This window comes from Streptomyces europaeiscabiei (assembly GCF_001550375.1).
Classification (GTDB): Bacteria; Actinomycetota; Actinomycetes; order Streptomycetales; family Streptomycetaceae; genus Streptomyces; species Streptomyces europaeiscabiei.
On sequence record NZ_LRTR01000514.1, the window covers coordinates 35,251 to 49,032 of the forward strand.

Below are 13,782 nucleotides of genomic sequence, written 5' to 3' on the forward strand. Positions count from 1 at the left end.
CCCGCCTCTGTAGGACCCACCTCTGGAGACACCCGTGTCCACCCTGACGCGACCCCCCAAGGTCGCCACCGACTCCCCGGCCCGGCGGCCCTCCCCCCGCCGGGCCGGGAGCCGGGGAGCCCACAAGGGACTGCTGTTCGCACTGCCCTTCCTGCTCGGCTTCCTGGCCACGTACGTCGTGCCGATCGGCTATGCCTTCAGCCAGAGCCTGAGGGAGAAGAAGAGCAGCGGGCTGGGCTTCGGCCCGACCCGGGTCGTCTTCACCGGCTTCTCCAACTTCGCCTCCATCCTCGGCGACGGCGCCTTCTGGTCGAGCATGCTGCGCACGCTGCTGTTCGGAGCGGCTCAGATCACGGTGATGCTGGGCCTGTCGCTGCTGCTCGCCCTGCTCCTGGACGGGGTGGCCGCCCGTGCGGTGCGGTTCTTCCGCGCGGCGCTGCTCATCCCGTACGTGGTGCCCGCCGTGGTGTCCACCGTGATCTGGCTGTTCCTCTACAGCCCGACGGGCTCTCCGCTGCTCGACCTCGCGCACGGCGCCGGCACGGACATCACCTTCTTCGGCGGCCTCAACACCTACCTCTCCCTGGGCAATCTGCTGACCTGGCAGGGGATCGGCTTCAACATGATCCTGATCTCCGCCTCGCTACAGGCGCTGCCCCGCGAGCTGTACGAGGCGGCCCGACTGGACGGGGCCAGGGAGTGGCGGATCGCCTGGTCGGTCAAGATTCCCAACATCACCGGCATCCTGGTGCTGACCGGCATGTTCTCCCTCATCGGGAGGCTGCAGCTGTTCGCCGAACCACTGCTGCTGCGGCAGATCGCGCCGGAGTCGATCAACACCGACTTCACTCCGATGATGGAGATCTACGACAAGGCGTTCAAGACCGGTGACTACCAGTACGCCGCCGCCGAGTCGCTGGTCCTGGCCGTGGTCACCGGCATCCTCGCCTTCGTCTTCTACCGGGCCACGAACAGGAAGATGTCATGAGCGCTGCCGTATCCGGGGGCGGCGTGCGCCCCACCCGCCGCGCGGTGGCGCTCACCACCGGCCTGCTGGTCCTCTTCCTGATCTACTCACTCGCCCCGACGTGGTTCCTGATCGTCTCCGCGACCAAGAACCAGACGGACCTGTACTCCACCTTCGGACTGTGGTTCTCCTCCAACCACCTGGCGGACAACGTCCAGGAGATCTGGACCTACCACGACGGGGTGTTCAACCGCTGGATCGGCAACTCGATCCTCTACTCCACACTCGGCGCGGCCGGTTCCACCCTGGTCTCGCTCGCCGCCGGGTACGGGCTGTCGAAGTTCGACTTCCGGGGCCGGGGCGCGTTCTTCGCGGTCATCGTCGGTGCCTCGCTGCTGCCGAGCACCCTGCTGGCCTTCCCGCTGTACCTCGTCTTCGCCCAGATCGGCCTGACCAACACCATCTGGTCGGTACTCATCCCGTACTTCATCAATCCGTTCGGGGTCTACCTGGGCAAGGTGTACGCGGACAGCTCCGTCCCCACCGAACTGATGGAAGCGGCCCGTCTCGACGGCGCCGGGGAGCTGCGGATCTTCTGGTCGGTCGCGCTGCGGCTGATGCGGACCGGCGGCATCACCATCTTCATGCTCGAATTCATCAACATCTGGAACAACTTCTTCCTGCCCCTGTTCATGCTCACCGGTGAGCGCACGTTCCCTGTGAGCCTCGGGCTGTACTCCTGGCTCCAGCAGGCGCAGACCGCCCGCGACATGAACACCCTCGTCCTCACCGGGTCCCTGTTGTCCATCGTTCCGCTCGCGGTCTTCATGTTCGCGCTCCAGAAGTACTGGCGCAGCGGAATCCTCATGGGCAGCCTCAAGTAAAGGATCAGCCGTGCCCAACGCACCCAGAAGACGTGATGTCCTCAAGTACGCCGGCACCACCGGCGTCGCCGCGGCCGGCCTCGGCCTGCTGAACTCCCCGTCCGCCGCCGCGGCCCCGGCCGCGGACGCCGCCTTCGAGCCGGCCGTCTGCAAGCCCCTGGACATCGTCGTCTTCGGCAACGGGAGCTCCGAGTCGGCGCACGGTCTCACTGCCACGCTCTCCGACACGGTCACCGGAGGCCTCGGCCAGAAGGCCCGTGTCCTCAACCCCACCGAGCCGGCCACGTACTGGGGCGGCACGCTCGAGTTCGACGTAGTCGTCAGCCCGACCGACACCACCTACGTCACCGTTCGCCTGTGGGGCGACGACTACGACACCACCTCGCAGCAGGCGGGCTCCGGCACGAACATGTGGCGGCTGCAGCTGTTCTGCGACGGCAAGCAGGTCGGCTACCAGGACGAGGGAGCCGTCGACAGCCTCGACATCCTGGACACCGCGCCGCGCACCCCGGGCCGGTTCTTCTTCCACACCCTGCCGCTTCCGGAGCGGCTCACCCGGGGCAGGAAGAAGGTGAAGCTGGAGATCCGCTCGATGGGCCGCATCTGGTCCTACGGCCAGAACGTCGACCAGCTGTACTACAAGATGACCACGCCGTCGCGGGGCATCTACCGCCTCTACACCCACACCGAGCCGTACTTCGTCCCGCCCAAGGGTGAGGTGCAGGGCCCCGCGCCGCTGCCGAAGGCTCGTACCGTCGAGGGCCCCGAGATCCTGGAGGCGGTGCGTCAACGGGTCGCCAAGGACCAGAAGCACTACCTGACCGGGGCCAACCCCGCCGGCATGGACGCCTTCGCCTTCCAGTCGCTCGCCGAGGGCTACCTCTGGTCCGGCAGCCCCGCGTACCACGACCCGGCGGCGCTGGACCGCGTCCTGCGCGCGCTCGACGGCCGGTACATGGCGTGGAAGAACGACGCGACCGTGATGACCGGCTCCGACCAGCAGTGGCAGGGCTTCGGCCGGGTCGGGCTGGTGCTGGCGCTGCTCTGGGAGCACCTGGGCGACCGCCTGGACGAGAAGGTGACCGGTTCGCCGTACGAGATCTCCAACCCCGGTTTCGAAGAGGGCGGCGACACTCCCATGGGATGGGAGGTACCTGGCTGGGGGAAGACCGCCGACGCCTCCTGGTCCCGGGACACCACCGTCAACCGGTCGGGCTCCGCCTCGCTCAAGGTGACGGCGAGCGCGGCGAACGGATTCATCACCGTGTACAACTCGCCCAAGACCCGCGTGGGCAAGGGGAAGTACACCTACGGCGCCTGGATCAGGACCGACGGCGTCACGGGCACGGGCGCCCACATCGACCCGCTGTTCTTCGACGCGGGCGGCAAGCTGGTCGGCAGCGACCACCGCCAGTTCGCCACCACCGGCACCCATGGCTGGGAATACGTCTCCATAGACCTGGACACACCCGACGGCGCCACCCAGGTGGAGATGCACCTGCGACTGTCCGGCCCCGGCACGGCCTGGTTCGACTCCGTGGACATGGTGGGGCCCACCGAGCTGCGCAACCCCGGCTTCGAGCAGGGCACCGGCACCCCGTCGGGCTGGGAGGTGCCGGGCTGGGGGAAGACCGCCGACGCCTCCTGGGCTCGGGACGCGTCCGTCAACCGGTCCGGTTCCGCGTCGCTGAGGCTGGCCGCCACCGCGGCGAACGGCTTCGTCACGGCGTACAACACGGCGAAGCTCCAGGTCGGCAAGGGGAAGTACACCTACGGCGCCTGGGTCAGGACCGACGGCGTCACCGGCACGGGCGCCCACATCGACCCGCTGTTCTTCGACGCGAGCGGCAAACTCGTCGGCGGCGACCACCGGCAGTACGCCGCCACCGGAACCCATGGGTGGGAGCAGGTCTCCATAGACCTGGAAACCCCTTCCGGCGCCACCCAGGTGGAGTTCCATCTGCGGCTGAGCGGACCGGGCACCGCCTGGTTCGACGACCTGGCCGTTGTCGCGCCCGAGGCCACCGGAACCCACGAGCAGCCGGTGCGGCGCGCCGCCTACACCGACATGCTGAAGTCGAGCCGGGACTACTGGCGTCAGCACTTCCCGCACTACACCAACCAGTCGCAGATCTGCGCCATCGGCCTCTACCAGGCCAACCGCGGCCTCGGCCTGCTCGCCCCTGACCTCGCACTGCCGGAGGACAAGGCCCGCGACTACCTGTACCAGTCGCTCGGCATGAAGCCCTACCTCGGCAAGGAGGACAAGGACGGCAACCCCACCAAGCCGCTGGGTGAGAGCTACCACCAGGTCAGCCGGGCCGGCCTGACCCGCGAACTGGGGTACGTGGGCAGCTACGGCGAGGTCCACGACTGGCTGGTCATGATGTACGAGTCGGTCACGCGCGGATACCGGGCCCAGGAGGCGCCGGAGCTGCGCGAGCAGATGGTGAAGATCATCAAGGCCCGGGGGCGGTTCCGGGTGGTCGACGTCGACGAGACGGGCGCCCGCGTCTCCCGCATCGAGACCGTCGTCGGCTGGCGCAACGAGGTCTACCCCGGTGAGGTCGCCTACGCCTCCCGCACGGCCTGGGACTCGCACCCGCTGATGTCGGCGGTGGTGTTCAAGGACCCGGACATCGTCGGCTGGACCCAGGAGATGGTCGACGACGGGCAGTTCTACCGGCAGCTCGATCTGCTCGTCCACCACACCTGGACCCGCGTCGGCCTCGCCGCGCTGCGCCTGGTCTCCCGCGACTGGGACGCCTTCCAGGCCCTCCCGGCCCGCCCGGGGCGCATCCCCACCGCCTGGGACCGGCCCGACTTCGTCTTCACCGACGAGGAGAACGGCGTCCTGGCCGTGAAGAACGGCGAGGAACTCCTCTTCGCCTCCCTGTACTGGCGCGCCCGGCAGGGCGTCAACGACTACGCCCGCATCCACCACCTCACACCCACCGACCAGCGCTCCGCGACGATCCGCCAGCGTTCGGCGGGCGCCACCGACGACACGTACACGGTCCACGACTGGATCCTGTGGGACTACGCGATCAACGATCCCGGGGCCGGACACATCCCGCCCGGCGGCTTCCCGCCCCCCGGCGACACCCTCCACCAGGCACTCAAGGGTGACGTGTACCCGCTCGCTCCGGTCCCGGCCGACGTCCCGGACCCGGCCATGGGCGTCGACTTCGAGGGCGTGGAGACCATGCTCGTCGGACGCGCCCCGTTCTATCTGTGCGAGTACGGCGACTACCTGATCGCCATGAACACCAGCACCGAACGGACGTACACCCTGCCCGCCCGTCAGGACTTCGGTCCGGCCCGCGACCTTGCCACCGGCCGCGTCATCGGCGCCGGACAGCGTCCCAAGGTCGGCCCGCGCAGCACGCTCGTGCTGTACCGGGGCCGGCGCGCGGCCGGCTGACCGCACCGGGGGAGCCGGGCCGACGCCCGGTTCCCCCTCATCTGCCACCCCCTGACACTCAACGTCGAGTGAAAGAGGAAGACGCATGTCCGAGTCACAGCCCGCCACGCCCGCGTCCCCGAGCCGCCGCCGTTTCCTGCAGATCACCGCCGTCGGCACCACGGCGGCCGCCACCGGGATCGCCGCGGCCCCGACCGCGGACGCCCTGACCTCCTTCATCCACCCCGGGGTGCTGCACAAACTCTCCGACATCCAGCGGATGAAGACGCGGATCGCGGCCGCCACCGAGCCCTGGCTCAGCGGCTGGAACGTGTTCAGGGCGAACGCGTACTCGCAGTCGACCTACGCCATGCTGGGCCCGCGCACGACCATCGACCGGGGCACCACCGAGATCGGCAACTGGGAGTTCTGGAACGACTGCAACGCGGCCTACCAGAACGCCCTGATGTGGAACCTGACGGGCACCACCGCCCACGCCACCAAGGCACTGCAGATCATCAAGGCATGGTCCTCCACCCTCACCTCGATCACCGGCAAGGACGCCCAGCTCGCGGCCTCCATCTACGGCTTCAAACTCGCGGCGGCAGCCGAGCTGATGCGGTACACCGCCCCCTCGGGCAGCTGGTCCGCGGCCGAGATCACCCAGACCGAGAACCTCTTCAGGAACGTCTTCGTGCCCCTGGTGAGGACGTTCGGCGACGCGGGCTGGGGCACCAACTGCATCAAGGCGATGATGGCGTTCGGGGTGTTCTGCAACGACACCTCCCTCTACAACGCCGCCGTCGACGCCTTCCACCTGCACGACTGCTGCAAGATCAGCCGGGTGATCAGGGACTCCGGCCAGTGCGTGGACAGCGGACGCGACCAGGCCCACACCCAGCTCATCCTGGGCAGCATGGCCGAGGCCTGCGAGATCGCCTGGGTCCAGGGCCAGGACCTGTACTCCGCCTCCGCCAACCGGCTGCTGGCCGGCTTCGAGTACACGGCGAAGTACAACACCGGCAACGACGTGCCGTACACCGTCTGGGGCTCCTGCCGGCTCACGTTCAACTCCATCTCCACCGTCGAGCGCGGGAATCTGCGCCCGATCTACGAGATGGCCTTCAACCACTACGTCAAACGCCGCAGCCTGCCCGCCCCCTGGACGTACGCGGCCATCGGGAACATCAGCCCGGAGGGCGCGGCGTTCCAATGTGACCACGTGGGCTTCGGCACCCTGCTGTTCACCCTCTGAGCGGAGCTTTCGTGATCCACAACCCCGTCCTGCGCGGCTTCGAACCCGACCCCGTGATCCTCCGCGTCGGCGACGACTTCTACATCGCCACCTCCACCTTCGAGTGGTACCCGGGCGTCCGGATCCACCACTCCAGGGACCTGGTCGACTGGCGGTCCCTGGGCGGGGTTCTGGACAGCACGCGCCTGCTCGACCTCACCGGCGTCCCCGACTCCGGCGGCATCTGGGCGCCCGGACTGTCGTACGCGGACGGCCTGTTCCACCTCGTCTTCACCGTCGTCGACACCTACGCCGAGGGATGGAAGGACCTTCCCAACTACGTCACCACGGCCCCCTCGATCGAAGGACCGTGGTCCGACCCGGTTCCGCTGCACGGCCGCGGCTTCGACGTCTCCTTGTTCCATGACGAGGACGGTGACGGCCGCAGCTGGCTGCTGAACATGCGGTTCGACTGGCGTCCGGACCGCGAGGGATTCGCCGGGATCGAGATCCAGGAGTACGACCGCAAGACCCGGGCCCTGCTCGGCGAACCCCGCACCCTCACCACCGGAACCTCCGTCGGTGTCGCCGAGGGCCCGCATCTCTACCGGCGCGACGGCTGGTACTACCTGGTGCACGCGGAGGGCGGCACCGGATACGAACACGGCGCGGCCGTGGCCCGCTCCCGCGACCTGCTCGGCCCGTACGAGGCCGATCCGGCCGGCCCCCTGCTCACGTCCCGGCACGACCCGTCCCTGGAGTTGCAGAAGGCCGGGCACTGCTCCCTCGTCGAGACGGCGACGGGCCAGTGGTACGCCGCTCACATCGCCGCCCGCCCTCACACGGAGCGGGGCCGGTGCGTGCTCGGCCGGGAGACCGCATTGCAACCGGTGACCTGGACCGACGACGGCTGGCCCCGCATCCCCGGCGCCGTACCCGCCGTAGCGGTGCCGGCACCCGCGCTGCCACCGGCGCCCGTCGCCGAACCACCGGCGCACGACTGCTTCGACGCTCCGGTTCTCGGCCCCGACTGGTCCACCCTGCGCCGCCCGGCCGGCGACGACTGGATCGAGCCGGCACCGGGGCGGCTGCGCATCCGGGGCGGTCAGTCGCCGGTGGGCCGCCGCACGCCCAGTCTGGTGGCCCGGCGGGTGACCGCCCCGCGCTGCTCCTTCGAGACCAGCCTGACCTTCTCGCCCCGCACCCCCGACCATCTGGCCGGTCTGACGGCCTACTACAACACCCGCAACTGGCACTACCTGTACGTCACCGCCGAGGACGACGGCTCCCCGGTCCTGCGGGCACTGAGCTGCGAAGCCGGCCGTCTCGTCGCACATGAGCCGACCGTACCGCTGAAGCCCGGACGCCCGGTCGTCCTGCACGCGGAACTCGACGTTCCGGCCCTGCGCTTCTCGTACGACACCGGCGGGGGAGTCCAGACGCTGCCGATCGAGCTCGACGCCACCGTCCTGTCCGACGAGCACGCCGACGAGTTCCACGACGGCCAGTTGCGCGTTCTCGGCTTCACCGGCGCCATGTGGGGCCTGTGGGTGCAGGACCTCGACGGCGCCGGTGTCCACGCGGACTTCGCCCACGCCACGTACCGGACCTTTCCGGACGGCCCCGCATGACGATCGACGACCTGAGACGCGTCCACCTCTTCCGCACCGATCTCGGGTCCGACGAGGCGGTGCCGCTGCTTCTGGTGCACGGCTGGGGCGGGGACGGCCGGGAGTGGTCCGCGCACGCCGAGGCGCTGGCCGACCGGTTCCGCGTGATCGTCCCCGACCTGCGCGGGCACGGCCGGTCGGACGTCCCCGACGAGGGCAACACGCCGACGGAGATGGCCGACGACCTCGCCGCGCTGCTCCGGCACCTTGGCACCGGGCCGGCGATCGCCGTGGGCCACTCCATGGGCGGCCAGGTCGTCAACCTGCTCGCGGTCCGGCATCAGGAGCTCGTCCGCTCGGTCATCGCCCTTGATCCGGCTCACGGCGCGCACGGGGCGGAAGTGGAGGGGATTCCCGCCCGGCTCGCGGAGTACCGGGAACGCGGGGCGCGTGCCGCGGCCGAGTTCATCGCCGGCGCCTTCCCGGCAGGCGCTCCGGCCGGACTGCGTACGGCACATGTCCGCACCATGCTCGGCACCCCGGATCACGTCATCGCCCAGGCGTACGCGGGCATGTACACCGACTCCGGCGCGGTCGGCGTCCGCCCGCACAGCGAGGCGTATCTGCGCCGGCGCAGCCAGCCCGCGCTCACCGTATGGACCTCGGCGCAAGCGGCCACCTGGGAACGCGGCACCCTGCATGTCCCCGGCTCCCGCGTCGAACACTGGCCTGACACCGGGCACTACCTGCACGAGGAACATGTCGGACGCACAGTGCGCCTGTTGGAGGACTGGGCGACGGCTGGACAAGGGACCCGGTAGGAAGTGCCTGCGCCCGTTCACCGGCTCCAGCAACTGGACGCAGCACCTGCTCGCCCCGGCGGGCAGACCTCAGTCCGGTGCCGGGGGGCGGGTGGACTGCGGGAGTTGGCGGCGCCCTTAGCGATGCCCGGCCCTGCCAGGGCCCGCTCGTCGCATGGTGGGGAGGAGTGCTATGACCTCCCAGCCGTGGTCCTCGCGTGGGCCGGTGTGCAGTGTGCCGCCGAGTGCGGTGACGCGTTCGGTGAGGCCGACGATGCCGAAGCCTCCGCCGCGGGCGGCGTAGGGCAGCGGGGCGCCTGCGCGGCCGTTGTCGCGCACCGTCACGTGCAGGGTGTCGTCGGCGTGAGCGAGGGCGACGGTGACTTCGGTGGCGTCGGCGGGGTGGCGCCGTACGTTCGTGAGGGCTTCCTGGACGACGCGGTAGGCGGCGGCCTGTACCTCGTGGGGCAGATTCGGGGGCATGGAGGCGGAGCGGTGCAGTTCGGCCTTCGGGCCGGTCGGGCCGCCGAATCGGTCGACGAGTTCCGTGAGGGCTGCCAGGTCGCCCACCAGGTGGTTCTCGCCCGGCTCCAGCCGGGCCGTTTGCTCCGGGCCTTCGCGCAGGATTCCGACGGTCAACCGCATGGAGTCGAGCGCCTCGGTCGCGGCGTGCTCGATTCCCGCCAGGACCGGGTCCAGGCGATCTGGTTCGCTGCTGACCATCATGCGGGCCATCTGTGTCTGGATGAGGATGCCGGTGACGTGGTGGGCGACGAAGTCGTGCAGGTCGGCTGCCATGGCGAGGCGTTCGGAGCGACGGGTCTCGGCGACCGCGACGCCGCGCCTGTGGTCCAGGGAGCGCAGGTAGCCGCCGAGGCCGATGGTGATGCCGGTCATCAGCGCTACTACCAGTGTGAGCCCCAGGATCAGGGCGTCGTCCTGGGTGCCGGTTGCGTAGAAGCGCAGCGGTGCAGCGATGGCCGCCCCGCCGACGAGCAGGGCACAGGGGCCTGCCCATCGTGGTGGGCAGGTACGGACGGCGAGCAGCAGCAGGCAGAGCAGGACCGCCACTTCCCCAGGGCCGAACATACGAATTCGCTCGGTCGTCGTGGCCACGGCGGTCAAGGCCAGGGAAGCGCCTGCTGGTAGGGCGGCCCGCAGTTGGGGAGTGAGCCACGCGGGTTGCCGGGCGGAGGGCCACAGGACGGCCGCGAGGCCGAGCGACAGCAGCAGGAGCACAGGCCAGAGGGTCTTGCCGTTGGTGACGGCGATGAGCACGTCCGCGGCGGCCAGCAGGACCAGTGTGATGACGCCCGTCGCACGCAGGCAGCCCTGTCGGCGGGTCCGCGTCGTGGTCGGGTCGTCCGTCGCAGGCAGGAGGTTCACATCGGTCACTGTAGAGAGGAGCGGTCGGCTGCGCCTCGGCTGGTCGGCCGAGGCGGACGTCAGGCGCGGGAACCGCTTCGCCGGCGGTCCCCGCGCCTGGTCATGGCACGGTGGGACGGTCAGTTGATCCGGACGATCTTCCAGAGCTGGTCGTCGAGGCTGGCGCTGCCCCACTGGATGACGGCTGCCCCGTCGGCGGTGGAGGACTGGGTGACGCCGGCGACGAGGGTGCTGTTCACGTTCCGGAGTTTGTAGTAGCCGCCGCCCCCGTCGGTGAGGGTCCACTTCTGGGAGTCGGCGCTGGAGGCGGTGTTCTGGACGATGGCAGCGCCCGCGGCGCTGGAGGAGCCTTGGATGTCGAGGTTGAGGTTGCTCTTGGTGTTCTTGATGTTCCAGGCGCCGCTGCCGGCGGACTGGAAGGTGAAGAGCTGGCAGGTGCAGTTCGTGTTCTGCCACTGGTTGGCGGCGGTGCCGGCGGTGGTGGAGCCGTTCGGGATGTCGAGGTACTTGCCGCTGTTCTTGTTCACCAGGACGTACTGGCCGGTGCCCAGGGGCGGCAGGGCGGTCTGGGTGAGGTTCCAGCGCTGGCAGCCGCAGCTGGTGCCGCTCCACTGGACGGCGGCGGTGCCGACGGTGGTGGAGGCGCTGGGTATTTCGAGGAGCTTGCCACTGCTGCGGTTGGTGATGCTGTACCCGCCGGCCGGGTGGGGCGCGATGGCCCATTCGTGGTCGGGCGTGCCGTTGTCATCCCACTGCAGGACTGTGGCGCCGTTGGCGGTGGACTGGCTCTGGACGCCGAGGACCTTGCCACTGGCGACGTTGAAGATCTTGAAGTAGCCCGAGGACTGCTGCTCGAAGCGCCACTGCTGGTTGGTGGAGGTGGTGGGGTTCTGCTGGGTGGCGGTGGTGCCGTTGGTGGTGGAGCCGCCGACGATCGTGAGGTTCAGGGCGCTGTTCGCGTTGGTCATGGTGTAGGTGGCACCGTCGGAGACGCCGCCGCCCAGGTCGATCGTGCTGTAGGTGACCGGGTTGGAGAGGCCGCTGCCTCCCCGTCCGGCGCTGAGGATCAGCAGGCTGTGCCCGTCGGCGAGGGCCGTCATGCCGCGGCTGTAGCCGCCGATCACATTGGCGCTGATGCGCGTCCAGGTGTTCGCGGCGCCGTTCTGCGTGTTGATGAACAGGTCCTCGGCGCTGTTGGCGCTGACGACGAGTGTGCCGTTGGGGCCGCCGGTGGGCAGCCAGGTCATGTAGGGAGCGCTCTGCGGCACCACGCCGCCCGTCGTCCGCAGCGGGATGCCGGTGACCGAGCCGAACGCCTCCGGGTCGGAGGAGATCTTGTAGTAGACGGAGAAGTTGCCCTCGGGAGCGCCGCCGTACTCGTAAGACATGACGTACTTGCCGTTCGGCAGCTTCGCGACGGTGGGCATGCCCGGCCGGTCGCCGGCGGTGGGCATTGCCACGTCGTCGACGACGGGGCCCCAGTTGCGGACGTCGGTGGAGACCTGGTGGACGATCTTCTGGCCGTGGTCGGGGTCGCGCTGGTCGGAGTAGTAGACGATCAGCTTGCCGTCGGAGACGAGGAAGAACGGCTCCCACACGGGAGTCTGGCCGTTCGTGTCGAACGCCGAGCCGCCTGTGGCGATGTTGCTGACGAAGTCCCAGGTCTGACCGCGGTCGGTGCTGGCGTACATGTCGATCTTGGTGGCCGACCGGTCGGAGGGCACCGAGTCACCTGCGGCCAGGATGGTCCCGGCCGGGAAGTCGCCTATGGCCGTGGGCAGTTCGAAGAGCTCGGGCTGCCAGCGCATGCCCCAGCCGTTCTCGGTGTCGGCTACGTCGGAGAGCTTGCTCCAGGAGTCGCCGTTGTCGGTGGAGCGGTAGATCGGGAAGACGGGCGTACCGTTGGTGTACTGCTCGAACGTGGCGAGCAGGGTGCCGTTGGCCGATCCGTTGTGCTGCAGACGCAGCACCCGCGGGTACAGCGAACCGGGCGAGGGCGCACCCGCGGGCGGGGTGTACATGGTCTGCGAGGGACGGGAGAGGGCCTGAGCCCGCCCCGAGGCAGGCAGCACAATCGTCGCCGCGGCGACGATCAGCGCCAGGATGAGCAACAGCAGGGTGGTGGGGCGGGAATGCTGAGCGGCGCCGGGTCTGGCGCTCAACAGTGCAGGGGACATGTGCGGCTCTCAGGGCAGGGGAGGGACAGGAGGGTCCGGTGCGTGCCGCCCGGGACGAAACCGGGTGGGAAGCGGCGAGCCCGGAGTGCACGTCCACCGCGTACGAGGAACCGCGGTGTCGTGCGGCATAGGAGTCGGACCGATCCGCCTCGCGAGTGAGACGGCTGGTGCGAGTGGCGGAGCTGTGCCCGGGGCGCGGTGTGTTCTCCGAAGCCGGGGTGCTCTCAGGTGGTGGGCCGGTCCGTCTTGTCGGGGTGCGACGGCGGAGGCGCGGTCGAGCCGCGGACGACGAGTTCGACCGGTGGGTCGCTCGCCTGCGGCAGGTCGGTGTCGGGCTTCTCGATCGCGTGCACGAGAAGGCGGATGCCCTCTCTGGCCGCGGCCTCGAAGGGCTGGCGCACGGTGGTCAGGGGAGGAGAGACGTAGGCGAAGACCGGGTTGCCGTCGAAGCCGACGACGCTGATGTCCTCGGGTACGCGGCGCCCGGCTTCCCGCAGGGCGTGGATGAGCCCGATGGCCATCTCGTCGCCCGCCGCGAAGACAGCGGTCACGGACCTGTCCGACGCCAGCGCCCGGCCCACGGCATGGCCGGAGGCAGCCGACCAGTCACCGTTGAGCAGTGGCGGCTCGTGCGCGCCCCGTGCCGCGAGCGCCGCACGCCATCCTTCGATGCGGTCCTTGGTGGCGTACCAGCGCCGCGGACCGGCGAGATGATGAACGGTCGTGTGTCCCAGGTCCAGCAGATGCTCGGTGGCCGCCCGCGCCAGTTCCTGTGCGCCCACACCCATGGTCACGGTGCGGGTGGCGGTGAAGGCGGGCGGTGCTCCCAGGAAGAGGACGGGGACGCCGACGCGGACGCTGATGTCTCCTTCCACGATGGGTTCGGAGACGATGACGCCGTCCACCCCTTGTTCGAGCAGCGACGCCACGGCACCCGCGATGCCCGTCGGGTCGCCGTCGGGCGTGTTGACCACGCGGAGCGCGTAGCCCGCGTCGCGCACGGCCCGCTCGATGTGCACGAGCAGTGAAGCGGTCCCGTAGCCGGCGGTGCCCAGGGCGACCACACCGATGGAGCCGGTACGCCCGGAGACCAGTGTCCTGGCCGCCTGGTTCAGCCGGTAGCCGAGTTCCTCGGCGGCCGCGAGGACCTTGGTGCGGGCGTCCTCGGAGACGTACGGCTCGTTGTTGAGGACCCGGGACACCGTCTTGCGTGACACCCCGGCCAGGCGGGCCACGTCCGCGCTGCGCGGCACAGCGGAGCCCTCGCTCCGTCCCACCACTGCTGCCATGAAGTCTCCCGACGGCCGTACGTCTGCATCGA

The 13,782-nt window shown here is 69.7% G+C and carries 9 protein-coding genes; 6 read left to right on the top strand and 3 right to left on the bottom strand.

Features of this window, described 5'->3' with window-relative positions; translation table 11 throughout:
* The first annotated feature begins 34 nt into the window (after nt 1–34).
* The 6 genes from AWZ10_RS25285 (at nt 35) to AWZ10_RS25310 (ending at nt 8,919) form a co-directional block, all read left to right on the top strand.
* Nucleotides 35–988 (top strand): carbohydrate ABC transporter permease, encoded by a 954-nt coding sequence (locus tag AWZ10_RS25285; RefSeq protein ID WP_006379128.1) that lies wholly within the window; start codon nt 35–37, stop codon nt 986–988.
* Nucleotides 985–1,851 carry a carbohydrate ABC transporter permease gene (locus AWZ10_RS25290; protein ID WP_173402938.1) on the top strand — a complete coding sequence of 289 codons (867 nt, stop codon included), beginning with the start codon at nt 985–987 and terminating at the stop codon, nt 1,849–1,851. Before AWZ10_RS25285 ends, AWZ10_RS25290 begins: the two co-directional genes overlap by 4 nt.
* Before the next feature lie 10 nt (nt 1,852–1,861).
* A complete protein-coding gene (locus tag AWZ10_RS25295; RefSeq protein ID WP_006379029.1) occupies nt 1,862–5,275 on the top strand; it encodes a hypothetical protein in 3,414 nt (1,137 codons plus the stop codon).
* Between the two features lie 85 nt (nt 5,276–5,360).
* The gene (locus AWZ10_RS25300) at nt 5,361–6,509 is read left to right on the top strand and encodes an alginate lyase family protein (protein ID WP_006378835.1); all 1,149 of its coding nucleotides are present in this window, start codon (nt 5,361–5,363) and stop codon (nt 6,507–6,509) included.
* Between the two features lie 11 nt (nt 6,510–6,520).
* On the top strand, nt 6,521–8,119 hold the full coding sequence (locus tag AWZ10_RS25305) for a glycoside hydrolase family 43 protein (protein ID WP_006379147.1): 1,599 nt from the start codon (nt 6,521–6,523) through the stop codon (nt 8,117–8,119).
* Nucleotides 8,116–8,919 carry an alpha/beta fold hydrolase gene (locus AWZ10_RS25310; RefSeq protein ID WP_006379216.1) on the top strand — a complete coding sequence of 268 codons (804 nt, stop codon included), beginning with the start codon at nt 8,116–8,118 and terminating at the stop codon, nt 8,917–8,919. The genes AWZ10_RS25305 and AWZ10_RS25310 overlap by 4 nt, the downstream gene beginning before the upstream one ends.
* 117 nt (nt 8,920–9,036) lie before the next feature.
* Here the strand turns inward: AWZ10_RS25310 and AWZ10_RS25315 are convergent, their stop codons facing one another.
* From AWZ10_RS25315 to AWZ10_RS25325, 3 genes are all read right to left on the bottom strand, one after another.
* On the bottom strand, nt 9,037–10,293 hold the full coding sequence (locus AWZ10_RS25315; protein ID WP_060892084.1) for a sensor histidine kinase: 1,257 nt from the start codon (nt 10,291–10,293) through the stop codon (nt 9,037–9,039).
* A gap of 110 nt (nt 10,294–10,403) precedes the next feature.
* Nucleotides 10,404–12,461: an RICIN domain-containing protein gene (locus AWZ10_RS25320; protein ID WP_037727461.1), complete on the bottom strand. Its 2,058-nt coding sequence runs from the start codon at nt 12,459–12,461 to the stop codon at nt 10,404–10,406.
* Nucleotides 12,462–12,685: 224 nt separating this feature from the next.
* Nucleotides 12,686–13,750 (bottom strand): LacI family DNA-binding transcriptional regulator, encoded by a 1,065-nt coding sequence (locus AWZ10_RS25325; protein WP_173402939.1) that lies wholly within the window; start codon nt 13,748–13,750, stop codon nt 12,686–12,688.
* Nucleotides 13,751–13,782: the final 32 nt, after the last annotated feature.

Bases quoted from the DNA above. Each gene is read 5' to 3' on its own strand.
- AWZ10_RS25290 (WP_173402938.1), top strand. From the start codon at position 985: ATGAGCGCTGCCGTATCCGGGGGCGGCGTGCGCCCCACCCGCCGCGCG.
- AWZ10_RS25310 (WP_006379216.1), top strand. From the start codon at position 8,116: ATGACGATCGACGACCTGAGACGCGTCCACCTCTTCCGCACCGATCTC.
- AWZ10_RS25300 (WP_006378835.1), top strand. From the start codon at position 5,361: ATGTCCGAGTCACAGCCCGCCACGCCCGCGTCCCCGAGCCGCCGCCGT.
- AWZ10_RS25325 (WP_173402939.1), bottom strand. From the start codon at position 13,750: ATGGCAGCAGTGGTGGGACGGAGCGAGGGCTCCGCTGTGCCGCGCAGC.
- AWZ10_RS25320 (WP_037727461.1), bottom strand. From the start codon at position 12,461: ATGTCCCCTGCACTGTTGAGCGCCAGACCCGGCGCCGCTCAGCATTCC.